Source organism: Natronomonas gomsonensis (assembly GCF_013391635.1).
GTDB classification, from domain to species: domain Archaea; phylum Halobacteriota; class Halobacteria; order Halobacteriales; family Haloarculaceae; genus Natronomonas; species Natronomonas gomsonensis_A.
Genome location: NZ_JACAWU010000002.1, coordinates 1,447,928 through 1,468,663 on the forward strand (window position 1 = coordinate 1,447,928; position 20,736 = coordinate 1,468,663).

Annotated in this window: 26 protein-coding genes; 15 read left to right on the forward strand and 11 right to left on the reverse strand. The window is 65.6% G+C overall.

Features of this window, described 5'->3' with window-relative positions:
* The first annotated feature begins 40 nt into the window (after positions 1–40).
* From HWX69_RS16055 to hisS, 10 genes are all read left to right on the forward strand, one after another.
* Positions 41–1,264 (forward strand): translation initiation factor IF-2 subunit gamma, encoded by a 1,224-nt coding sequence (locus HWX69_RS16055; protein ID WP_178918054.1) that lies wholly within the window; start codon positions 41–43, stop codon positions 1,262–1,264.
* Complete coding sequence (locus HWX69_RS16060) at positions 1,264–1,638, forward strand: PIN domain-containing protein (RefSeq protein ID WP_178918055.1); 375 nt, start codon at positions 1,264–1,266, stop codon at positions 1,636–1,638. Before HWX69_RS16055 ends, HWX69_RS16060 begins: the two co-directional genes overlap by 1 nt.
* 1 nt (position 1,639) lies before the next feature.
* The gene (locus HWX69_RS16065; protein ID WP_178918056.1) at positions 1,640–2,209 is read left to right on the forward strand and encodes a DNA-directed RNA polymerase; all 570 of its coding nucleotides are present in this window, start codon (positions 1,640–1,642) and stop codon (positions 2,207–2,209) included.
* The gene (gene spt4, locus HWX69_RS16070) at positions 2,210–2,407 is read left to right on the forward strand and encodes a transcription elongation factor subunit Spt4 (RefSeq protein WP_156710046.1); all 198 of its coding nucleotides are present in this window, start codon (positions 2,210–2,212) and stop codon (positions 2,405–2,407) included.
* Position 2,408: 1 nt separating this feature from the next.
* Entirely contained in the window at positions 2,409–2,948 is a 540-nt protein-coding gene (locus HWX69_RS16075) for a GTP-dependent dephospho-CoA kinase family protein (RefSeq protein WP_178918057.1), read from the forward strand.
* A gap of 126 nt (positions 2,949–3,074) precedes the next feature.
* Positions 3,075–3,407, forward strand: a complete 333-nt coding sequence (locus HWX69_RS16080) for a 30S ribosomal protein S24e (protein WP_156710048.1) — start codon at positions 3,075–3,077, stop codon at positions 3,405–3,407.
* The gene (locus HWX69_RS16085) at positions 3,408–3,542 is read left to right on the forward strand and encodes a 30S ribosomal protein S27ae (protein WP_156710049.1); all 135 of its coding nucleotides are present in this window, start codon (positions 3,408–3,410) and stop codon (positions 3,540–3,542) included.
* A gap of 3 nt (positions 3,543–3,545) precedes the next feature.
* A complete protein-coding gene (locus HWX69_RS16090; RefSeq protein WP_178918058.1) occupies positions 3,546–5,141 on the forward strand; it encodes a bifunctional N(6)-L-threonylcarbamoyladenine synthase/serine/threonine protein kinase in 1,596 nt (531 codons plus the stop codon).
* A gap of 69 nt (positions 5,142–5,210) precedes the next feature.
* Positions 5,211–5,486: a DUF5808 domain-containing protein gene (locus HWX69_RS16095; protein WP_178918059.1), complete on the forward strand. Its 276-nt coding sequence runs from the start codon at positions 5,211–5,213 to the stop codon at positions 5,484–5,486.
* Positions 5,487–5,611: 125 nt separating this feature from the next.
* On the forward strand, positions 5,612–6,907 hold the full coding sequence (gene hisS, locus HWX69_RS16100; RefSeq protein ID WP_178918060.1) for a histidine--tRNA ligase: 1,296 nt from the start codon (positions 5,612–5,614) through the stop codon (positions 6,905–6,907).
* Positions 6,908–6,915: 8 nt separating this feature from the next.
* Here the strand turns inward: hisS and HWX69_RS16105 are convergent, their stop codons facing one another.
* Positions 6,916–7,314 carry a hypothetical protein gene (locus tag HWX69_RS16105; RefSeq protein WP_178918061.1) on the reverse strand — a complete coding sequence of 133 codons (399 nt, stop codon included), beginning with the start codon at positions 7,312–7,314 and terminating at the stop codon, positions 6,916–6,918.
* 109 nt (positions 7,315–7,423) lie between these two features.
* On the opposite strand from HWX69_RS16105, the gene HWX69_RS16110 reads away from it, so the two are divergent.
* Both HWX69_RS16110 and HWX69_RS16115 read left to right on the forward strand, forming a co-directional pair.
* Complete coding sequence (locus tag HWX69_RS16110) at positions 7,424–8,077, forward strand: non-canonical purine NTP pyrophosphatase (protein ID WP_178918062.1); 654 nt, start codon at positions 7,424–7,426, stop codon at positions 8,075–8,077.
* A 54-nt stretch (positions 8,078–8,131) separates the two neighbouring features.
* Entirely contained in the window at positions 8,132–8,914 is a 783-nt protein-coding gene (locus HWX69_RS16115; protein ID WP_178918063.1) for an SDR family NAD(P)-dependent oxidoreductase, read from the forward strand.
* Here HWX69_RS16115 and HWX69_RS16120 read toward each other — a convergent pair.
* The 7 genes from HWX69_RS16120 to HWX69_RS16150 all read right to left on the reverse strand — a co-directional run bounded on the left by HWX69_RS16120 (position 8,911) and on the right by HWX69_RS16150 (position 14,744).
* Positions 8,911–9,393: a DUF7384 family protein gene (locus tag HWX69_RS16120; protein WP_178918064.1), complete on the reverse strand. Its 483-nt coding sequence runs from the start codon at positions 9,391–9,393 to the stop codon at positions 8,911–8,913. The two genes, HWX69_RS16115 and HWX69_RS16120, sit on opposite strands and share 4 nt — an antisense overlap.
* Before the next feature lie 87 nt (positions 9,394–9,480).
* Complete coding sequence (locus HWX69_RS16125) at positions 9,481–10,587, reverse strand: putative sulfate/molybdate transporter (RefSeq protein WP_178918065.1); 1,107 nt, start codon at positions 10,585–10,587, stop codon at positions 9,481–9,483.
* A gap of 248 nt (positions 10,588–10,835) precedes the next feature.
* Positions 10,836–11,489 (reverse strand): potassium channel family protein, encoded by a 654-nt coding sequence (locus HWX69_RS16130; RefSeq protein ID WP_178918066.1) that lies wholly within the window; start codon positions 11,487–11,489, stop codon positions 10,836–10,838.
* A gap of 140 nt (positions 11,490–11,629) precedes the next feature.
* Positions 11,630–12,274: a DUF7411 family protein gene (locus HWX69_RS16135; RefSeq protein ID WP_178918067.1), complete on the reverse strand. Its 645-nt coding sequence runs from the start codon at positions 12,272–12,274 to the stop codon at positions 11,630–11,632.
* Entirely contained in the window at positions 12,275–12,625 is a 351-nt protein-coding gene (locus HWX69_RS16140; RefSeq protein WP_178918068.1) for a DNA-binding protein, read from the reverse strand.
* A gap of 577 nt (positions 12,626–13,202) precedes the next feature.
* Complete coding sequence (locus tag HWX69_RS16145; protein WP_156710316.1) at positions 13,203–13,658, reverse strand: 30S ribosomal protein S19e; 456 nt, start codon at positions 13,656–13,658, stop codon at positions 13,203–13,205.
* Positions 13,659–13,724: 66 nt separating this feature from the next.
* Entirely contained in the window at positions 13,725–14,744 is a 1,020-nt protein-coding gene (locus HWX69_RS16150) for a lysylphosphatidylglycerol synthase transmembrane domain-containing protein (RefSeq protein ID WP_178918069.1), read from the reverse strand.
* 70 nt (positions 14,745–14,814) lie between these two features.
* Here HWX69_RS16150 and thiL point away from each other — a divergent pair, with 70 nt between their 5' ends.
* The gene (gene thiL / locus HWX69_RS16155; RefSeq protein ID WP_178918070.1) at positions 14,815–15,687 is read left to right on the forward strand and encodes a thiamine-phosphate kinase; all 873 of its coding nucleotides are present in this window, start codon (positions 14,815–14,817) and stop codon (positions 15,685–15,687) included.
* On the opposite strand, the gene HWX69_RS16160 is transcribed toward thiL, so the two are convergent.
* From HWX69_RS16160 to HWX69_RS16170, 3 genes are all read right to left on the reverse strand, one after another.
* Positions 15,674–16,843 carry a site-2 protease family protein gene (locus HWX69_RS16160; RefSeq protein ID WP_178918071.1) on the reverse strand — a complete coding sequence of 390 codons (1,170 nt, stop codon included), beginning with the start codon at positions 16,841–16,843 and terminating at the stop codon, positions 15,674–15,676. The two genes, thiL and HWX69_RS16160, sit on opposite strands and share 14 nt — an antisense overlap.
* Before the next feature lie 109 nt (positions 16,844–16,952).
* Positions 16,953–17,192 carry a DUF7123 family protein gene (locus tag HWX69_RS16165; RefSeq protein WP_156710312.1) on the reverse strand — a complete coding sequence of 80 codons (240 nt, stop codon included), beginning with the start codon at positions 17,190–17,192 and terminating at the stop codon, positions 16,953–16,955.
* 287 nt (positions 17,193–17,479) lie between these two features.
* Positions 17,480–18,262, reverse strand: a complete 783-nt coding sequence (locus tag HWX69_RS16170; RefSeq protein ID WP_178918072.1) for a molybdopterin synthase — start codon at positions 18,260–18,262, stop codon at positions 17,480–17,482.
* 82 nt (positions 18,263–18,344) lie between these two features.
* Between HWX69_RS16170 and pyrH the strand changes: the two genes are divergently transcribed.
* Both pyrH and lysS read left to right on the forward strand, forming a co-directional pair.
* Positions 18,345–19,031: a UMP kinase gene (pyrH, locus tag HWX69_RS16175; protein WP_178918073.1), complete on the forward strand. Its 687-nt coding sequence runs from the start codon at positions 18,345–18,347 to the stop codon at positions 19,029–19,031.
* On the forward strand, positions 19,024–20,661 hold the full coding sequence (gene lysS, locus HWX69_RS16180; RefSeq protein ID WP_178918074.1) for a lysine--tRNA ligase: 1,638 nt from the start codon (positions 19,024–19,026) through the stop codon (positions 20,659–20,661). Before pyrH ends, lysS begins: the two co-directional genes overlap by 8 nt.
* The last annotated feature ends 75 nt before the right edge of the window (positions 20,662–20,736 follow it).

The following is a 20,736-nucleotide window of genomic DNA, read 5'->3' on the forward strand; positions in this document are numbered from 1 at the left end:
CGTTATGACGCGCACGAGTGGATATCCACATCATTACTAAATGACGCAAGAACACCGACAACCGGAGGTGAACATCGGACTGGTCGGCCACGTCGACCACGGGAAGACGACGCTCGTGCAGGCGCTTTCCGGGGAGTGGACCGACCAGCACTCCGAGGAGATGAAGCGAGGCATCTCCATTCGCCTCGGGTACGCCGACGCGACGTTCCGGCACTGCCCGGACCTCGACGAACCGGAACGGTACACCGTCGAGGAGGAGTGTCCGGACGGCTCGCCCAGTGAGCATCTTCGGACGGTGTCGTTCGTCGACGCACCGGGCCACGAGACGCTCATGGCGACGATGCTGTCGGGTGCCTCCATCATGGACGGCGCGGTGCTCGTCGTCGGTGCCAACGAACCGGTGCCCCAGGCCCAGACCGAAGAACACCTGATGGCGCTGGACATCATCGGCATCGAGAACATCGTCATCGCCCAGAACAAGATCGATCTCGTCGACCGCGAGCAGGCACTCCGGAACTACGAGCAAATCGAGGAGTTCGTCGAGGGAACGGTCGCAGAGGACGCGCCAATCGTCCCCATCTCGGCCCAGCAGAACGTCAACATGGACCTCCTCATCCAGACTGTCGAGGAGACCATCCCGACGCCGGAGCGAGACCCCGACGCCGACGCGCGACTCCAGGTCGCACGCTCGTTCGACATCAACCGACCCGGGACGACCTGGGAAGACCTCACCGGCGGCGTGTTGGGCGGGTCGCTCACGCAGGGACAACTCGAAGTCGACGACGAAATCGAAATCAAACCCGGCCGAGAAATCGAGGAGGGCGGCCAATCCGAGTACCATCCCGTCGAGACGACGGTTCGGTCGCTGCAGGCCGGCGGTGAGTTCGTCGACGAGGTTTCGCCGGGCGGCCTGCTCGGTGTCGGCACGGGACTGGACCCCTCGCTGACGAAGGGCGACGCCCTCGCCGGACAGGTCGCTGGCCCGCCGGGGAGCCTCCCGCCGACCCACGAGGCGTTCACGATGGACGTCGAACTGTTCGACCGAATCGTCGGCGAGGGCGACGTCGAGGAGATTTCGACGGGCGAACCGCTGATGATGACCATCGGGACGGCGACGACGGTCGGTGCGGTGACGAGCGCCCGCGACGGCGAGTGTGAAGTGAACCTCAAGCGGCCGGTGTGTGCCGCCGAGGGAGCGAAAATCGCAATCAATCGCCGAGTCGGCGCTCGCTGGCGACTCATCGGCGTCGGAACGCTTCGGTGATGCGCGTGGTGCTCGATACGAACGCACTGATGATGCCGGTCGAAGTCGGCGTCCGGACGTTCGAGGAGTTGGACCGCCTGCTGGGCGACCACGAGACGGTCGTTCCGCGGGCGGTGTTGGAGGAACTCGACGACCTCGCCGAGGGCAACGGCGAGGAGGCGACGGCCGCAAGCGTCGGCGCGGACCTCGCACGCCGGGAGTGCGACGTAATCGAGCACGAAGCGGGCTACGCGGACGATGCGGTCGTCGAAATCGCCCGCGAGGTCGACGGTGCGGTCACGAACGACATGCCGCTGCGGCGGCGGCTACTGGACGAAAACGTTCCCGTAATTAGTTTACGGGGGCGTAACAAACTCGAAGTTACTCAACCATAACATGTACAAACGGGTACGACTCAAGGACACGGTCGAGGTGCCGCCGCGGCATCTCGCGGAGGTGTCGCCCGAGCTGGTCAAGCGGCTGCTGCAGGACAAGCTCGAAGGACGGATGGACGAATCGGTCGGCAGCGTCGTCTCGGTGACGGAGGTCCACGAAATCGGCGACGGCGCCGTCTTACCGAACCGGCCGGGCGTCTACTACGAGGCGGAGTTCGACGCTGTCACCTACGACCCACAGATGCAGGAGGTCGTCGACGGCGAGGTCGTCGAAGTCGTCAACTTCGGGGCCTTCGTCGGCATCGGCCCCGTCGACGGACTGCTCCACGTCTCCCAGATATCCGACGAGTACCTGGCGTACGACGAGGAGAACCAGCAGTTGGCCTCTCGGGACTCCAACCGCGTGCTCAGCGTCGGTGACTCCGTCCGGGCGCGCATCGTCACCAAGAGCATCGACGAGCGGAACCCCCGTGACTCGAAAATCGGTCTCACCGCGAAACAGCCAGGACTCGGGAAACACGGCTGGCTCAAGGAAGACCGAGAGCGCCACGAGGCGGAGGCCGGTGATTAGATGGCAGACAGACTGGTGTGTCGGGACTGTCACCGCGTCCTCGAAATCGACGACGGCGAGCAGTGTCCCGTCTGTGCCTCGAACTCCCTGACCGAGGACTGGGCCGGCTACGTCGTCATCGCCCACCCAGAGGAGAGCCAAATCGCCGCCGAGATGGAAATCACGGAACCCGGACGCTACGCGCTGAAGGTCCGCTGAGATGGTCGAGGTCCTCGTCGAACTGCAGACGGAGCTCCGCGGCGAACTGAAAGACCCCCTCGGACCCATCTACACGGACACGGACGCGCTTCTCGCCGACACCGACGGCCCGATAATCGCCGTCGGTGACATCGTCACGTATCACCTCCTGGAGGCTGGTCGCCGCCCCGACGTGGCGTTGGTCGACGGCAAGACGAAACGCGAACGCGTCGAGCGGGAAATCCTCGACGCTATCGAGGGCTTCGACCATCAGCAGGAGGTCGAGAACCCGCCGGCCACGCTGACCGCCGAACTGCTCGAAGCACTCGACGACGCTATCGACAGCGAGGGGACGACCGTCATCACCGTCGTCGGCGAGGAGGACCTCGCGGCGCTACCCGCTATCGTCGCCGCCCCCGATGGCGCCGCCGTCGTCTACGGCCAACCCGACGAGGGGATGGTACTCGTCACCGTCGACGAGACCCTCCGGACGGAGTGTCGGGGCCTACTGGAGCGGATGGAGGGCGATTCGGAGCGGTTGTTCGATATTCTCGGCGTCTGAGGCCACGGAGACCCTCCAGTCACCCAGTTTTCGACGGGTTGTGTGGACCCGAAACGGCCTCTGGACGCCGTCTCGCGCTTCGAAATCCTTTTACGCGCTTCGGGGGAAAATTCGGGCAACGTAACCATGGACGTCGAAATCATCGATGAAGACGAGAACCCGATGCTGCACCGGACGGACGTCCGGTTCCAGCTGACTCACGAGGAGGCGACGCCGGAGCGACTGTCGGTCCGCGACTCGCTGGCCGCGAAGCTGAACAAGGACGCCGGCGAGGTCGTCGTCCACAAACTCGACACCAAATACGGCATGCGGAAGTCCGTCGGCTACGCGAAGGTGTACGACAGCGCCGACGACGCCAAGGCCGTCGAGCAGGAGTACATGCTCGAACGGAACAAGATTACCGCCGACGACGAGGAGGCAGCGGCCGAGGACGCCGACACGGAAGCGGAGGAAGCCTAGATGGCGCGTCACGAGTACTACAACGACGACGGCACGACTGACAAGGAGATGTGCCCCCGCTGTGGCGACACGTTCCTCGGTGACTACGGCGACCGCAAGCACTGCGGGAAGTGTAGCTACACCGAATTCAAGTAGGTCGTGACCCGCGTACTCGGCATCGAGGGGACCGCCTGGTGCGCCAGTGCGGCGCTGTTCGATTCCGGGACCGACACCGTTTCTATCGAATCCGACGCCTACCAACCGGACAGCGGCGGCATTCACCCGCGCGAGGCCGCCGAGCACATGCGGGAGGCGATTCCGACCGTCGTCGAGACGGTTCTGGAGGAGGTTCGGGAGACCTACGGCGACCCGAGCGACGCGCTGGACGCCGTCGCCTTCTCCAGGGGGCCCGGTATCGGCCCCTGTCTCCGCATCGTCGGGACGGCCGCTCGGGCCCTCTCCGGTGTCTTGGACGTACCGCTCGTCGGTGTCAATCACATGGTCGCCCACCTCGAAGTCGGGCGGCACCGCTCGGGGTTCGACTCGCCGGTGTGCCTCAATGCGTCGGGGGCAAACGCCCACGTCCTCGGCTACCGGAACGGCCGGTACCGCGTGTTGGGTGAGACGATGGACACCGGCGTCGGTAACGCCCTCGATAAGTTCACCCGCCACGTCGGCTGGACACATCCGGGCGGTCCGAAGGTCGAAGCCCACGCTCGCGACGGCGAGTACATCGAGTTGCCGTACGTCGTCAAGGGGATGGATTTCTCGTTTTCCGGCATCATGTCGGCGGCGAAGGCCGCCTACGACGACGGCGTGCCCGTCGAAGACGTCTGTTGTGGCCTCCAGGAGAACGTCTTCGCCATGCTGGCGGAGGTCAGCGAGCGAGCGCTGTCGTTGACCGGGGCCGAGGAACTCGTCTTGGGCGGTGGGGTCGCACAGAACGACCGCCTGCGGTCGATGCTGGAATCCATGTGCAACGAGCGCGGAGCGGACTTCTACGCCCCCGAACCCCGATTCCTCCGGGACAACGCGGGCATGATAGCCGTCCTCGGCGCGAAGATGTACGAGGCTGGCGACACCGTCGACATTGCCGACTCCCGCGTGTTGCCGAATTTCCGACCCGACGAGGTGGAGGTAACGTGGCGCTCCGGGGAGGGCGTCGCCGAACCGGTCGCCGACGACGACCGCCAGCAGGGCGCCGAAGCGGTCGTCGACCTCGACGGCCGACGGGCGCACAAACAGCGACTCTCGAAGCCGTACCGGCACCCCCAGCTCGACGAGGCGCTCCGGACGCGACGGACGCGCTCGGAGGCCCGACTCACGAGCGAGGCCCGACGCCTCGGCGTGCCCACGCCGGTCGTCTTCGACGTCGACCCCTCCGAGGGTCGGCTCGTCTTCGAGTACGTCGGCGATGCGGATTTGCGAGACGACCTCGACGAATCCGGCGTCCGCGATGTCGGGCGACACCTCGCTCGCTGCCACGAGGCCGGATTCGTCCACGGCGACCCCACGCCGCGAAACGCCCGCGTCGGCGGCGGTCGAACCTATCTCATCGACTTCGGGCTGGGCTACTACACCGACGACATCGAGGACTACGCGATGGACCTCCACGTCTTCGAGGGCGCGTTGGGCGGGACGGCCGACGACGCACCCGAACTGCTCGAAGCCTTCGAGGACGCTTATCGCGACGCCGGCGACCCCCGCGTCGTCCAGCAGTTACGGGGGATAGAGGGCCGCGGGCGATACCAGTGAGACCACGGTGTGAGACGGCATCGTGGCGAGGGGCGTGGCTATAAGTTCCGGCCCACCGTACCCCGAGACATGACCGACAAGCCGCAGTCCGGCGAACTGTTCGGCGTGCCGTACAACTTCGAACGACCGTCGCTCGGACGGATGATGAGCGCCTACTGGCAACCCGACGAGGGCATGCTCGTCGAGAAGCCGTTCGGCATCGGCTACACGCTCAACCTCGCCAACTGGCGGTCGTGGATCGTGCTGGCCGTCGCCGGCGCGCTGTTCTACCAGCAGCGACAGGCCAGCGAAGCCGCGACCGAGGACGACACTGAGGAGCCTGTCGAAGTCGTTGTTGACGACTAGCGAGGCTTTGACCGAAGGGAAAAGCCTCGAACGAACGGCGGCCGCTGGCCCCCGTGAGTAGCGAGAAGCCTCGCTCCCCACGCACAATCGCACCTTTTAGTGCCTCCCCTCTCGAAGCCGTGAGCATGTACGACCGGCTGAAGGGGTTCCGCGATTTCTACCCCGGCGAGATGTCTGCCCGGCGGGAGGTCACCGATGCCATCGAGGAGCAACTGCGTCGGTACGGCTTCCGAGAGGTCGGGACGCCGGCGATGGAGCGGACCGAGATGTACGTCGACAAATCGGGCGAGGAAATCGTCGAAGAGCTGTACACTTTCGAGGACAAGGGTGGCCGCAACGTCGCGTTGACGCCGGAGTTGACGCCGACGGTCGCACGGATGGTCGTCGCCAAACAGCAGGCGTTACAGAAGCCCATCAAGTGGTTCTCGACGCGACCGTTCTGGCGCTACGAGCAGGTCCAGCAGGGCCGATTCCGCGAGTTCTACCAGACCAACGTCGACATCTTCGGCGTCTCGAACCCCGAGGCCGACGCCGAAATCCTCGCGGCCGCCGCCGACGTGTTGACCGAACTCGGATTGACCGCCGAGGACTTCGAGTTCCGCGTCTCCCACCGCGACATATTGGGTGGCCTGCTAGAGTCACTCGACAGCGACGTGGACACCGCCGATGCGATTCGGGCCGTCGACAAGAGCCAGAAGATAGACGACGCGGAGTACCACGAGTTGCTCGTCGAGGCCGGTCTGACCCGGGAGGAAGCCGAATCCTTCGATGCGGTGTTGGCGACCGACGACCTCGACGACCTCGTCGAGTTCGCCGGCACCGACCGCGTGGAGTCGGCCGTCGAGAACCTGCGTGCAGTGCTCGACGCCGCCGACGACTTCGGTGCCGACGAGTTCTGTACGGTCTCCTTGGAGACTGCCCGCGGGCTGGATTACTACACCGGGGTCGTCTTCGAGTGCTTCGACACCGCCGGGGAGGTGTCGCGGTCGGTGTTCGGCGGCGGTCGCTACGACGACCTCATAGAGGGGTTCGGCGGCCAGCCGACGCCCGCAGTCGGCGTCGGTATCGGTCACGCCACCCTGAGCCTGCTGTGTCAGCGGGCGGGCGTCTGGCCCGAGGAGGAACTGGCGACGGATTACTACGTCCTGACGGTCGGTGACACCCGCGAAGTCGCCGCCGATATCGCCCGTCAACTTCGGGCGTCGGGCAACGTCGTCGAGTCGAACCTGACGGGTCGCGGGTTCGGTGACCAACTCGGCTACGCCGACGGCATCAACGCCGAGACGGTCGTCGTCGTGGGAGAACAGGACCTCGCCGACGACGCCGTGACGCTGAAGGACATGGAGTCGGGCGACCAAAAACAGGTGCCGTTGGAGGAGTTCCCCGGGGAGTACGACCGACCGACCTACGACGACTACTGATTTCCCTATCAGGGCCAGATTCTGTGTGAGAGACTCGACAGCACCTCTTGGTCGGCGAAGGGCGTGTAGTCGTGAAGCGTCGGCCGGAGGTCGTCCTTCTCGCCGAGATACGCCGCCAGCGTCGCGCTGTCCTTGTGGTCGTAGCCGCCGATGCTCCACGGCGGCCACAGCGTCAGGTGCTCGTAGCGTGCGCCGCGGCCGTCCCAGCGGGCGTACACGTCGGCGGCACCGTCGCTGGCGACGAGTGCGAGCGTGCCGTCGGTCGCACGCATCGCCTCGACGTAGTCGGTGAGGTCCGCCGACCCCTGTCCACGGTGGGCGCTGAACACGTTGCGGACGGCCCGGTGGTCGGAGTACTCCAACAGCACGTCACGAATCTCGTCCGGGGCCGCATCCGAATCGGTCATCGACCGTGCGTACGATTCACACGCGCTTAAGCCTCAGGGTGGCAGCGAAACGGGAACGCTGCCGACGCGTATCGGTGGTGCTTTTCGCCCTCCCGCCGAACCGGCGTTCATGCTTCGGTACGTGACGACCAACGAGGGGAAAGTCAGGGAGGCCGAGGAGTATCTCGGCGACGACATCTCGGCGCTCGATTACGACTACCCGGAGATACAGGCCGATTCGCTGGAAGCCGTCGCCGCGGAGGGCGCCCGATCGGCCTTCGAGTACGCCGACGAACCGGTCATCGTCGACGACGCCGGCCTCTACATCGAGGGGTTCGACGGCTTCCCGGGGCCGTATTCGGCGTACGTCGAGAACACGCTGGGCGTCGAACGGGTGGGCCGACTCGCGCGCGGAGAGGACGCCACCCGGGCGCAGTTCCGGTGTGTCATCGCCTACTGCGACGGCGAGGGCTTCGAGGCCTCACCCGAACCCGTCGATACCGGCGAGCGCCGTGGACAGGACCTCTCGGCCGACGACCGGGCGGGTGCGACGACGGACGACACCGTCGCCGGAAGCGACCTGCCCGTGAAACTGTTCGCGGGGGCGGTTCCCGGAACAATCGTCGAACCGCGCGGGGAGGGTGGCTTCGGCTACGACCCCATCTTCGAACACGACGGCACCACCTTCGCCGAGATGAGCGCCGAACGGAAGAACGCCATCTCACACCGCGGGCGCGCCCTTGGGAAGTTCGCCGAGTGGTACGCGAACCGGCGAGTGGATTAAACGGCCCGGATAGCCCGCCCGTAGCTTTAGGGCTGTCTCGGACGGCACCCGAGTATGGCAGTCGATGGAACCGCGCTCGTGACGGGCGCGTCGGCGGGAATCGGGAAGGCGCTGGCCGAGCAGTTCGCCGCGGGCGGCCACGATGTGGTCCTCGTCGCACGACGCGAGGGGAAACTCCGGGCGCTGGCCGAGCGGCTCGAAGATGACCACGCAATCGAGGCCCACACGGTCGTCCAGGACCTCTCGACCCGGGAGGCCCCGGCGGAGTTGTACGAGGAAACCGAGCGCCGGGACATCGAAGTCGATGTGCTCGTCAACAACGTCGGCATCGGAACGCAGGGCTCGTTCGTCGACAACGACCTCGACCGGGAACTCGACCAACTGCAGTTGAACGTGGTGACACCGACGGAGTTGGTCCACCGCTACGGCGGAGATATGGCCGACCGGGGCCACGGCGGCGTCCTGAACGTCGCCTCGACGGCTGCGTGGTTCCCCGGCCCGTTCATGGCTATCTACTACGCCTCGAAGGCGTACATGAAGAACTTCTCGGAGGGTATCGCCGAGGAGCTCCGAACGGAGGGCGTCACGGTGACGGTGTTGTGTCCCGGACCTGTCGAGACGGAGTTTCAGGCGCGTGCCGAAAACGAGGACACACCGCTCGGAAGCGGGTCGATGCAGAACGTCGAGATGGTCGCGAAAGCCGGCTACGCTGGACTACAGGCGGGCGACACCGTCGTCGTCACCGGCTGGAAGTACGAACTCCTCACCCGGATTTCGAACGTCCTCCCGAACCGCATCACTGGCCAGGTCGCCAAGAACCTCAACACGCCCGACTAACTGCGAGGGTCGCTGTCGGGACCCGGATACGGCTCCTCGTAGACCAGTTCGTAGATGCTCTCGGGGTCGAAGAGACGCTCGAAAGCGTCCGGCGGACGGACGCTCACGTCGATTCGCCCGCCGAGCGCCGCGGCGGCTTTCGCTCCCAGCAGTCGCTCGTCGAGGGAGACGACCTGAGTGGCGTTCCCGCGATAGGCGGCCGCGAGTGCCGGATGGTCCCCTTCGGGTTGCTCGACGATTACGGCCCACTCTTCGAGATGCTCGCGCCAGTCGGCGGCCAGCGACTCGTCGGCCAACTCGGCCACGACTGCCTCCGCGTCGTCGAGTAGCCGGTCGGTCGCGACGGGAGTGAGCCACGAGTGCGCCCGGAGGACATCGAGCGTCGCCCGCGAGGCGCCGCCGACGAGGAGGTCGGCCGCCAGCACGTCGGCGTCGGCGACGATTCGAGTGTAATCCGGTTCGTGGTCGTTACCGATCATCGCGTCGCTCCCGGAGCGTTTCGGTCACGTCTTCGAGGGACACGTCGTACGCCTCGGCCCGCTCGAAGAGGTCTTCCCAAGACATACTCACCACTCGTCGTTCAGGGACGAAAAGCGCGGTGGCCGGGAACGGAGTACCCACCAGACGGCACCCGCCAGAAAGGCGATGCCGACGTTGGTGATGACGGCGAGGCCCCCGACCGAGGCGACGAACAGCCATCGGTCGGTCGAGGCGAACGCCGTCCGGGCGAGCGACAGCGCCACCACGACCAACAGCACACCGAGGAGCGCCATCGGGAAGGCGACGAGCAGGCCAGCGAGAACTGCGAGGGCAGCGTACAGACCGCCAGCGAGGACGTTGGCCGTCGCCGTGCGGGCACCGAAGGCGTGTTTGCCGGCGAGGCCGCCGGAGCCGTGACACATCGGAAGCGCACCGAGCGGAACCGCGAGCAGGTTCATCGCCCCCATGCTCTCGGCCAAGTGGTCGGGCGACACGTCGGCGTCGTAGTAGTCGGCGAGGAGCAGCGACGTGGCGACGGCGGCGTTACCGACCGTCATCGCTAACTGAGCGGCGACGCCCTCGACTGCACCGACCGAGAGCCTCGGGAGGCCGCTCGGAAACAGCGCCATCGACGGGACCGAGAGAGCGGGAACGCCCGTCGTCACGGTGGCCCAAGCCAAGCCGGCGGCGAGGACGACGAGTGCGACAGCACGGCGGGAGACGACCGCGACCACGACTGCGACACCGACGCCCACGAGAGCGACGTTCGGCGCGGCGGCAACGAGGTCCGCCGCCGCGACGATTAACAGACAGGCGACCGCGAACTGGACACCACGGACGACCGGTTCGCCGACGACAGCCGCGAATCGCGAAACCGCACCAATACGACCGCCGACGAGTAACACACCACCGGCGAGTAGACCCGCAGCGACCAACTCGCCGTAGCCGATGGCGCCGGCGATGGCGAGGCCCGCGAGCGCCTTCATCGGCTCGACGGACAGCGGAAGGCCATAGTAGACTCCCCAGACGACCTGAAAGACCCCAAATCCGACCAGTAGATGTGGCAGCGACGCCGGCGTCAGCGCTCCGAGTGCGACGACCAACGGCAACACGGTAATCGAATCGCCGATGGCGCCCGTCACCTCGCCGTAATCGAACGCGAACACCCCATCCGCGAACCCGACCGTCGCCATGGCTCATCCTTCGACGGCAGCCGTATGTCAGTTTCCAGAAACTAACGGTGATTTCGAAGAGGCGGCAACGAAACCTTCGGTCGTTACCCACCGCTGCGAGAAAGCGGCGCGTGCCGCCGGTCACACGCCCGTCTGACGCGGATTTATGTGACACCCCGACTACCCAACTGATGGGCGCGCACCGACGGCCTCAAACTTTCCCCATCCTCCCCATCGCGCGCCCGAGCTTTTCACGTCGCCAGCCGACGCTATCCGGTCAGCATCGTCTGGACCGACTCCAGGGAACTCTGTTCGGCGATGAGCGCGACCCGGTCGCCCGCCTCGATTCTCGTCTGTGGGAGCGGAATCGTCATCGGTTCCTTGCGTCGGCCGTGGGCGTACAGTCGAGCGTTTCCGGGGAGGTCCAACTCGACGACCCGCTGGCCGATGACCGGCGACTCCGAAGGGATGTCGATGCTCGTCGCGGTCAGATGCTCGGTGAGGTCGGCGAGCACGTTCAGGTTCCCGCCGAGAAGCGCCGTCTTCGCACCCGCAGCACCCATTCGCTCGGGGTAGACCACCTCGTCGACGTCGGCCGCGTACTTCTCGTAAATCTCCTGTCGGTAGTCCTCGTCGATTCGCAACACCGTCCGACAGCCGTGACCGTTGGCTATCATACACGCGGTGAAGTTGACGTTCAAATCGCCCGACAAAGCCGCGAGTGCGTCGGTTTCGTCGAGGTCAGCGCGTTCGAGAACTCGCTCGTCCTCGCCGTCTCCTTCGATGACTTCCAACCCGTCGTCGCGGGCCTTCTGGGCCTTTTCGGGGTCGACTTCGACGATGACGACCTCGTGACCTTCGTTCACCAGAATATCCGTGGTGCGCATCCCAACTCGACCGTACCCGACGATGGCGAACCTCATGTGTGAGCGTATGCCACGGTGGGGCAAAAAGATGTGCGCCGATTCGCGAGCAGCCCCAACGGACCTCCGTCTCGCTACTCGTGGCTCGCTCCACTCGCTGTTCCCCTTTCGAGGCCTTCGCTTCGCTCACGCCTCGCTGTTCACGGCGGCCGCTGGCCGCCGTTCGTCTCTCCGAGGTTTCTCGCCCCCCTCGAAGCCTCGCTACGCCCCACCACTCTCGTCTGTTCGTGGTCGGCGAACACCTCTCGGACGGTGTCGTCTCCCCACCGCTGACGGATGCGCGCCCGGAGTTCCGTCTCGTAGTCGCCCTTCGGAATCTCCTCGCTCGGGCCGGACTCGACGACGAGATGCTCGTCGACGAGCCGGTCGACCGCGCTTCGACCGAACCCCGACAGCGGGGCGACGTAATCGACACCGTGTCGGTCTTCGAGGCTCTGGGCCACCGCCCGCGACACCGTCGGAACGCGGTCGTCCCGGCGCGTCCCGTCCGCGACCACGTCGTATTCGGCGGCGACTGCCTCCAGGGCGTCCTCGTGGACCTGTTGGATGCCGGTCCGCGGGAACCCGTCTTCGCGCATTCGTTCGGCGGCGGCGTCGGCGAACTCGCTGTCCATCTCGATTTCGTCGAACGGGAAGCCGAGCGCGCCGGCGGCCTCGCGGGCGTGTTTCCAGTCGTCGGTGATGCCGAAGTGAGCGGTGACGAGCGTCACGTCGTAGAATCGGTCGAGCAGCAACGCGGCCAACGAGGAGTCCTTCCCGCCGCTGAACAGCAGTCCGCACTCCATCTATCGGCGCTTGATGTCGAAGCTCTGGGAGTCGGGTTTCATCTCCGAGAGGAGTTCCTTCATCTTCTCCTCGTCGATTTTGCCCTGCAGGCGGCCGCTCTGGGCCAGCGCGACGATTTGCTGTTCGACCTGCTCGCCGAACTCCGGTTTCGACATCTGGACCGTGTTGAGACGCTTGCGGGCGCCGTCGGTCAGCGCCTTCCGGAGGACGGCCTTCTTCTGGGCTTCGGCCTGCTGGCGTTGGGCCTCGGCGGCCTCCGCTTGCCCCTCGCCGCCCTGCTGGTCTTTGAGCTGTTCCATCTTCTTCTTGCGCAGTTCTTCGAGGTCCTCGTCTGTGGGTTCGCCGCTCATGTCTATACCTTATTTCTCAGGGGTGAAAAATGGTTTCGACCGGGGGCCCAGTAATCTCCCGGGAGCCGTCGGAACAGTAATGTGAATCGATAGTGATTCGAAAATATGAACGACGCCGTCGCAGTGCTCGTCTTTCCAATCGCCGGCGCCGCGCTCGGCGGGCTCTTTGCCGCCCTGTAGGGGTACTCGGTGGGTTCCTTCTGTCCGCCCTCGTCGGCGTGTTCTTCCTGGATTCCTCGTCGGAAAATGACGAACGAATCGCGGAGTTGGAAGAACGGGTCGAAGAATTGGAAAACGGGGAAGATAGTAGTCGAGTCGCTGATAAGGGGTAGCGGCGGATTATTTTGGCTCACACGCCGGGCACGCGGATATTAAAATATTGCAAGCATCCGCAAGCGAACGAAGTGAGCGAGCGGTTTGCTGAAAAGAGCGCGAAGCGCCCTTTTCGCGTGACGAAAGGCGCCGTCGGCGTCTTTCGAGATGACGAGAGAGCAACGCTCTCTCGAACCACCCATCAGAAATCTCCGATTTCTGAGGGCGTTTTTGCCGGTCGCCCTCGGCGACCGTGCAAAAAGTTTCAGGCGTACCGCTCGAGTTCCGGTCGGTCGAGGTCCTCGATGACCTCTTCGGCGGTCTCGTCGAGAAGCGCCTTGCCTTCACCGCTGACGGTGCGGCCGCGACCCTCGTAGGAGTCGACGTAGCCGGCGTCTTCGAGTTGCTGGAGGGCGGTTCGGATGACGTTCCCGGAGCCCTCGGTCTTGCGGTCCGGACGGACGCGGTAGCGGGTCGTCCCGTTGACGGACTTCCCGTAGTGGGTTCGGAGTCGCTGGACGCCGACGGGACCGTCGACGGCGACTTTTCGCAGGAGGCTGGCGGCGCGTCGCGCCCAGAAGTCCTCCTGTTCGGGCGGGAGTTCGCGGCTGATACCGGTCTTGCCGTAGTTGATCCATTCGGGTTCGTCCAGTTCGGATTCGAGCTTCTCGGCGACCGCCTCGATGAGGTCCTCAGCGGGCACGTCGTAGAGCGTCGTCATTACGATTCGATTCCCGTCGCCCGCGTTTAACGCTGTTGGTCTCCCCCGAGGGCGGTCGTGAGGCGGTCACACGCGGCCGATGCCGAGTGCCGAGGCGACGCCGCCGCCGAGAAGCGTCGGGAGCCAGTAAATCGCCCCGCGATGGAGGACGACCGCCGCCGCAGCGGTCGCCCCGCTGACGCCGGCCAGCGGGACGAGCAGGGCAACGAGGGCAGCCTCGATGCCGCCGAGTCCACCCGGAAGCGGCGTGACGCTGGCGATCGCACCGACGGGGACCGCGACGAGGATGGCCGCTATCGGTGCCGTGACGCCGAGGGCGTACAGCGACAGCCACAGCGCCGAGGCCTGTGCCAGCCACCCCAGCGACGACAGGCCGAGCGCAGCGAGCAGCGTCGACCGGTCAGTCGCGACGGCCTCTATCGACTCGAAGAACCCACCGACGCGACGTTCGACGGCCGTCCGTTCGGGAGGGTCGACCCGAGGAGCGTGCCGACCCACCGCTCGTGCAATCGGCGTTACCGCTCGCCCGATTGCGGTTTCGAGTCGCCCGCGGTTCCGCCACCCGAGGAAGCCGACGACCGGAAGTGCGACCGCTAACCCGAGGGCCGCGGCCGCCGCCCACTGCAGCGCCTCGGTTCCGGCGGTCGCGACGACGGAGAGGTACGCCACGCCGACGAGCGACAGCGCCGTCGAGGGAACGAAGTTCAGCGCGTCGGCGCTGGCGATCGAGGCGAGTGCCGTCTCGTACTCCGTCTCGGCGGCCTCCGAGATGAGCAACGCACTCACCGGTTCGCCGCCGGCCTGTCCGAACGGCGTGACGTTGTTGGAGAACAACACGCCGGCGTAGACCGCAACCGACTGCAGAACGGATATGTGCGCACCGAGTGCGGCGAGTACCGTCCGGAGCGCCAGTGCCCACGCGAACAGCCACAGCGACGCCGCCACGAGGACGGCACCCACGAGCGACGGACGCGCCATCGAAAGCGTCGACAGCAGTTCCCCGACGCCGACGACGACCGCGAGGACGGCCAACACAACCACGGCGCCGAGAAAGCCTGCGACGGTCGCACGAACGTCCAGCGCCATACCTGTCGGTCGGCCGTCGGGCGCTTGAACGCACCGATGGCCCTTTGACCGCAGGGAGAGAGGTTCGGATATGGACGAACGGGCGGCGCTCTCGCTCGTCGGCGAGTACGTAGAGGGGTCGGGCGACGACTGTGCGGTTCTCGACAACCTCCTCGTGACGACCGACATGCTCCACGAGACGACGGATTTCCCCGACGGGACGACCCGCTATACGGCCGGCTGGCGAGCCGTCGGGGCCTCCCTGTCGGACGTGGCCGCGATGGGCGCCGAGGCGACGGCAGCCGTCGCGGTGTACGGTGCGCCGTCGTTCCGTGAGGCGGAGCTATCGGCGTTCCTCGGCGGCTGTACGGATGTCTGTGAAGCCGTCGGCGCCGAGTACGTCGGCGGCGACCTCGATGGCCACGACGAGTTCACCGTCGCCACGACTGCGGTGGGCCGGAGCGACGACCCGGTCTATCGCTCCGGTGCTTCCCGGGGCGACGCCGTCTGTGTGACCGGTTCGGTCGGTCGCAGCGGGGCGGCACTCCAGTTGTTCGAGGACGGCGAGACCGCGCGGGCAAACGAACTGTTCCGGTTCGAGCCACGTGTGGCTGCCGGCCGAGCGGTCGCCGCCGACGCCACCGCGATGATGGACTCCAGCGACGGCCTCGCACGCTCGCTACACCAACTCGCGGCGGCGAGCGACTGCGGTTTTTCGGTTCGCTACGACGACGTTCCGGTCGACCCGTCGGTAGACGATGTTGTCGAGAACAACGCCATGCGACGGGAGTTGTCGCTTCACTTCGGCGAGGACTTCGAGTTGGTGTTCACCGTCCCCGAGAGCGCCGTCGACCAAATCAAGACGGCCGCACCGGTCGAGGTGACACGAATCGGCGAGGTCACGGACGGCGACGTTCTGTTGGACGGAGAGCCGCTTTCGGACCGCGGCTTCACGCACCGATGAGTTCGAACGGAACCGGGGTGAAACACAGCGCACCGAGAACGAAGGTGAGGACGCCCACGGCCATTCGCGTTCGGTCCAGCGGTTCGTCGAACACCGGTCGCGTCGGCCCGACGTACGCCAATCCCAGCGCGATGAGGCCCCAGAACACCCACAGGAACGGCGCGTTCGAACTGACGCCAGTGAACAGGTACAGGTAGCCGGCAAGAGCGAACAGTCCACCCGGGACGAGTGCAGCAATCGTCTCGGAGCGCTCGCCGACCATCGAGCGGATGATGTGGCCGCCGTCGAGTTGGCCGACCGGGATAAGGTTGAGGAACGTGACGAACAGTCCGATCCACGCGCCGAAGACGATGGGACTCGCCACCAACGCGGGGTCCTCGTAGGTCAGCGGTTGGCCGGTCACCCACGAGAGGAACTGCAACAGCGGTGGGTAGCCGAGTTCCAGTTGGATGGCGCTCTCGCTGTTCAGTACCTCCGGCGGGACCGGAATCGGGTCCTGATACAGGCCGAAAACGGCGACGCCGACGGCGGCGACGAGACCGGCCAACGGCCCCGCGACGCCGATGTCGAACAGCGCCTTCCGGTTCGGGATGCGCCCCTTCATCTTGATGACGGCCCCGAACGTGCCGATGAACGTCGGTACGGGGATGAAGTAGGGAAGGCTCGCTTCCACGTCGTGGTACCGGGACAGCGCGTAGTGGCCGAACTCGTGGACGCCGAGGACGCCGAGCACCGCAAGGGAAAAGGGCCACCCTGCGAGGAGGTCCAGCGGCCCGTTCACCGGCTCGTAGTACCAGATGGTGCCGGCGTACAGCGTCGTGAGGACCGTCGCGACGAGCATCACGACGTTGGTCCACGGGACGCTGTCGACGCCGACGCTGCGGGGTTCGGCGACGAGTGCCTGTCGGTTCTCCGTCACCGCGACGCCCGTTATCGGGTCGGGTTCGCTGTCGGAGACGACGTCGAGTCGAACCTCGTAGCCGTACTCCCGGAACAGCGGCCACAGTTGCTGTTCGAGCCGCTGGTACTCGGTCTGGGGACGACCGTAGTAGATGAGTCGGTCGTCGTCCCGTTCCACGTCGGTGACGCGGAACGACGGCAGGAGGGCCTCCGGCGGCGGTCCCTCGTGGTCCGACGCCGGTTCGGCAGTAGTCATCACGCTACGGAAGGGGATTGTCGCGGATAAATCCCCTGACAAAGGCAGAAAAACGGGGACCGAGCGCAAGCGAGCGCCTGCCTCGGTGGGACTGTGTCTCGATGCCGCGTCAGGCCGGACTGACTCGCCACGTGGTCGCGGAGGTGTAGGACCACTTCTCGACTTCGATGTCGGTGGCGGAGTCGCGTAGTTTCACCATCAGCGCACCGATTTCCTTCGGGGAGAGCTCCACGTCGTCGGCGATGAACTTGCTCTTGATGTAGACCTCTCCATCCTCCACCCGCTGACGCAGGTACGTTCGGAGGCGACGTTCCTTGTCGTTCGTGGAGGCTTCCATAGTTGCGCTCATTTTCTATCTCCTCGCTTACGGCTATCTTCCGTATCGACATATAAATGAAGGAACCTTAGGGTCACTTCGCCTCGATTCGGACGTTTTGCGGAAACATCCCGACATTTCACGAAGCGTTTAGAGACTATTAGACATTTTATATTCTATTTTTAGGAATTCTTGCTTCTACAATTATTTGAAATTAATTCAGGCCTTCTCCTCGAAATTGGGCGTCAAATCGCTCGTTTAGCGGCTAAATTCTCTGCTAATTACCGTGGCTGCACGCCTCGGTTGTGCTCGACGCACACCTACGTCTCGCGCTCGTGGACCCAGAACGTCTCGTCGTCGGTTACCTCCTTCTTGAACAGCGGCACCTCGTCTTTCAGTCGGTCGATGCCGTCCTCGACGGCCCGGAACGCCTCCCGGCGGTGACCAGCGAGGACGACCACGAACACGATGTCCTCTCCGTCCGGAATCCGGCCCGTCCTGTGGTGGAGCCGTACGTTCAGGATTCCGTCCCGTTCTTCGAGTTCGGTCTCGATGGTGTCCATGCGCCGCTCGGCGACGCCCTCGTACTTCTCGAATTCGAGATAGTGGGTTCGATCGTCTGCGGTGTCCTCTTTGGCCCGCACCCGACCGGTGAAGGTGGCGATGGCGCCGGCGTAGTCGGCCGACTGTGACCGTTTGACCTCGGCGACGAGCGATTCGAGTGTCTCGTGTGGTTCGGTCCCGTGAATCGCCTCGATGGCCGCCTCCGTATCGAAACTCCTCGCGTCGTCGGCTTCGAAGACCGCGTCTTCGACCCCACTGCCGACCGCAACCGTCGGTAACCCGGTTTCGTCGTCGCCGAGGACCGCCGCGTAGTCGTGGTCGGGCGCCAGTCGGTCGAGAGCGTCCGAAACGGACAGCCCGTCGCCGGTGGCTCGCCAGCGCTCTTCGACGACGTACTCCGTGTCGCCGTAGCCGGCCGTCACGCCGCCGTCAGTCGCGGTCTCGCCGACCCGGACGACGCCGACTCGGCCCTCGACGGCGGCGGCCAGTCGCTCTACTGCGCGCCCGGCGTCATCGCCGAGCAGGGCGAACGCGTACATAGCCTGTCCTTCGACCGCTGGGGCTTGTAGGTGTCGGAGATGTTGACAACCCTTAAGACCGAAACACGGCAACCCGAACCTAATGAGAATCGTCGTTTCTATCGGCGGGAGCGTACTCGCACCCGACCTCGACCCCGAGCGGGTCCGAGGCCACGCCACCGTCATCGACGGACTCGTCGAGGACGGACACGAGGTCGCGACCGTCGTCGGCGGTGGTGGCGTCGCTCGACGGTACATCGGAACCGCCCGCGAGCTCGGAGCCTCGGAGTACGACCTCGACGCCCTCGGCATCGACGTGACCCGGCTGAACGCACGGCTGCTCGTCACCGCGCTGGACAGTTCGGCGACACCCGAACCGGCCGAATCCCACGAGGCCGCACGCGCTTCCCTTCGACGCGGCGAGGTCGCGGTCATGGGTGGGACGGTCCCCGGCCACACGACCGACGCCGTCTCGGCGCTGTTGGCGGAGATGGTCGACGCAGACCTGCTCGTCTACGCCACGAGCGTTCCGGGCGTCTTCTCGGCGGACCCCAACGAGGTCGACGACGCCGAACGCTACGACCGCCTGACAGCAAGCGAACTCGTCGACGTCATCTCCAGTATCGAGACCGCCGCCGGGTCGAACGCGCCGGTCGACTTACTCGCCGCGAAGATTATCGAGCGCTCGGGACTCAGAGCCGTCGTTCTCGACGGCACCGACCCGGACCGAATCGCCGACGCCGTCGCCGGTGACGACTTCGACGGCACCGAGGTCGTCCCGAATGAGTGACCTCTACGACATCGGAACCGGGCGGCAGCGGGCCTTCTGGGCCGACGCGGTCGCCGACGAGATAGAGGCCCGCGACCCCGAGGAACCGATCATCATCAAAGGCGGTGTCTCCCCCTCCGGCGTCCCACATCTCGGCCACTTCAACGAAATCATGCGCGGCTACTTCGTCGCCGAGGCCCTCCGGGAACGTGGCCACGAGGTTCGACAGGTGTTCACCACCGACGACAAGGACCGGCTCCGGAAACTGCCCCGAAAGCTCGCGGACCTCGAGTGGAACGTCGTCGGACTGGGGGAGGTCGACGCCGGCGCGCTCGGCCGCAACCTCGGAAAGCCCTACACCGACATCCCCGACCCCTTCGGCTGCTGTGACTCCTACGGCGACCACTTCACCGAACTCCTCTCCCGCTCCGCCGAGGCCGTCGGTGTCCCCATCGACGTGGTCTCCAACACCGACCTCTACGAATCGGGCGAGTTCGACGACGCCGTCCGGCACGTCCTCGAACACCGCGACCGCGCCCGCGAGGTGTTGAGCGAGTTCCAGGACAAGGTCGACGACTCCTACGTCCCCTTCTTCGCGCAGTGCTCGGAGTGCGGTAACCTCACCGAGACCATCACGGGAATCGACCTCGAGGCCGAAACCGTCGACTACGTCTGTGAAGACGTACAGGCCGGCGACGACACGATAGAGGGCTGTGGCCACGAGGGGACGGCCACCTTCCGGGAGGGAAAACTCCCGTGGCGCTTCGAGTGGCCAGCCCAGTGGCTCACGCTGGGAGTGGATTTCGAGCCGTTCGGAAAGGACCACGCCGAAGGGTCGTGGCCCTCCGGTGAGACCGTCGCTCGCGAGGTGTTCGAATTCGAGCCGCCCGTTCCGATGGTGTACGAGTGGTTCACGCTCAACGGCGACGCGCTGTCGTCGTCGGCCGGCAACATCATCACCGTCGACGAGGTGCTCGAACTGCTGGAGGTGCCGGTGTTGCGCTACTTCTTCACGAAGAACCCGAAGAAACAGCGGGACTTCAACGTCGGCAACATCGACCGACTCGTCGACGAGTTCGACCGCTTCGAGCGCGTCTACTACGGCGCCACCGACGACGCAGACGACGAACAGGAGCGTGCCGACCGCGCCTACCCGATGGTCGTCGACGAAGTGAGCGAAACCCCGCCCGTCCGCATCCCGTACACGTTCGCGGCCGTCCTCGGGATGACGGACAACCGCGACCTCCGAATCCAGATGGCTCGTCGGTCGGGACATCTGCCGGCCGACGCCACCGACGACGAACTCGAAGCCGCACTCGCACGCGTCGAGAAGGCCCGCGCGTGGGCTGAACGCACCGACAACGAGTTCAACTACCGACTGGCCGAGGACCTCCCCGATGTTGAGTTCGACGAGGAGCTCGCGACCGCCCTCGAAGACCTCGCCGACTTCATCGAAGCCGAATCCCCGGACGCGGAGGCGCTTCAAGGTGAAATTTACGAGACCGCAAAGCGAAACGACGTTGCCGTCGGTGAGTTCTTCGGGGCTGGCTACCGGCTGTTCCTCGACGAATCACAGGGGCCACGCCTCGGACCGTTCCTCGCACCGATGGACGAGGAGTTCGTGACGCGACGGCTCCGCCGGGAAGCGTAGCCGTCTTCGAGACGACCGGCGGGACCGCTCCACTGGTGTCCGAAAGGTCGGGTTTTTGAACCACGGAGCCCCTAC

Excerpts from the sequence above, each read along its gene's own strand:
- pyrH (WP_178918073.1), top strand. The coding sequence starts at position 18,345 with ATGAGAATCGTCGTTTCTATCGGCGGGAGCGTACTCGCACCCGACCTC.
- HWX69_RS16095 (WP_178918059.1), top strand. The coding sequence starts at position 5,211 with ATGACCGACAAGCCGCAGTCCGGCGAACTGTTCGGCGTGCCGTACAAC.
- HWX69_RS16110 (WP_178918062.1), top strand. The coding sequence starts at position 7,424 with ATGCTTCGGTACGTGACGACCAACGAGGGGAAAGTCAGGGAGGCCGAG.
- spt4 (WP_156710046.1), top strand. The coding sequence starts at position 2,210 with ATGGCAGACAGACTGGTGTGTCGGGACTGTCACCGCGTCCTCGAAATC.
- HWX69_RS16055 (WP_178918054.1), top strand. The coding sequence starts at position 41 with ATGACGCAAGAACACCGACAACCGGAGGTGAACATCGGACTGGTCGGC.
- HWX69_RS16145 (WP_156710316.1), bottom strand. The coding sequence starts at position 13,658 with ATGACGACGCTCTACGACGTGCCCGCTGAGGACCTCATCGAGGCGGTC.
- lysS (WP_178918074.1), top strand. The coding sequence starts at position 19,024 with ATGAGTGACCTCTACGACATCGGAACCGGGCGGCAGCGGGCCTTCTGG.
- thiL (WP_178918070.1), top strand. The coding sequence starts at position 14,815 with ATGGACGAACGGGCGGCGCTCTCGCTCGTCGGCGAGTACGTAGAGGGG.
- HWX69_RS16150 (WP_178918069.1), bottom strand. The coding sequence starts at position 14,744 with ATGGCGCTGGACGTTCGTGCGACCGTCGCAGGCTTTCTCGGCGCCGTG.
- HWX69_RS16105 (WP_178918061.1), bottom strand. The coding sequence starts at position 7,314 with ATGACCGATTCGGATGCGGCCCCGGACGAGATTCGTGACGTGCTGTTG.
- HWX69_RS16075 (WP_178918057.1), top strand. The coding sequence starts at position 2,409 with ATGGTCGAGGTCCTCGTCGAACTGCAGACGGAGCTCCGCGGCGAACTG.
- HWX69_RS16165 (WP_156710312.1), bottom strand. The coding sequence starts at position 17,192 with ATGAGCGCAACTATGGAAGCCTCCACGAACGACAAGGAACGTCGCCTC.
- hisS (WP_178918060.1), top strand. The coding sequence starts at position 5,612 with ATGTACGACCGGCTGAAGGGGTTCCGCGATTTCTACCCCGGCGAGATG.
- HWX69_RS16120 (WP_178918064.1), bottom strand. The coding sequence starts at position 9,393 with ATGATCGGTAACGACCACGAACCGGATTACACTCGAATCGTCGCCGAC.
- HWX69_RS16115 (WP_178918063.1), top strand. The coding sequence starts at position 8,132 with ATGGCAGTCGATGGAACCGCGCTCGTGACGGGCGCGTCGGCGGGAATC.
- HWX69_RS16060 (WP_178918055.1), top strand. The coding sequence starts at position 1,264 with ATGCGCGTGGTGCTCGATACGAACGCACTGATGATGCCGGTCGAAGTC.
- HWX69_RS16130 (WP_178918066.1), bottom strand. The coding sequence starts at position 11,489 with ATGAGGTTCGCCATCGTCGGGTACGGTCGAGTTGGGATGCGCACCACG.
- HWX69_RS16140 (WP_178918068.1), bottom strand. The coding sequence starts at position 12,625 with ATGAGCGGCGAACCCACAGACGAGGACCTCGAAGAACTGCGCAAGAAG.
- HWX69_RS16065 (WP_178918056.1), top strand. The coding sequence starts at position 1,640 with ATGTACAAACGGGTACGACTCAAGGACACGGTCGAGGTGCCGCCGCGG.
- HWX69_RS16085 (WP_156710049.1), top strand. The coding sequence starts at position 3,408 with ATGGCGCGTCACGAGTACTACAACGACGACGGCACGACTGACAAGGAG.
- HWX69_RS16080 (WP_156710048.1), top strand. The coding sequence starts at position 3,075 with ATGGACGTCGAAATCATCGATGAAGACGAGAACCCGATGCTGCACCGG.
- HWX69_RS16170 (WP_178918072.1), bottom strand. The coding sequence starts at position 18,262 with ATGTACGCGTTCGCCCTGCTCGGCGATGACGCCGGGCGCGCAGTAGAG.
- HWX69_RS16125 (WP_178918065.1), bottom strand. The coding sequence starts at position 10,587 with ATGGCGACGGTCGGGTTCGCGGATGGGGTGTTCGCGTTCGATTACGGC.
- HWX69_RS16160 (WP_178918071.1), bottom strand. The coding sequence starts at position 16,843 with ATGACTACTGCCGAACCGGCGTCGGACCACGAGGGACCGCCGCCGGAG.
- HWX69_RS16135 (WP_178918067.1), bottom strand. The coding sequence starts at position 12,274 with ATGGAGTGCGGACTGCTGTTCAGCGGCGGGAAGGACTCCTCGTTGGCC.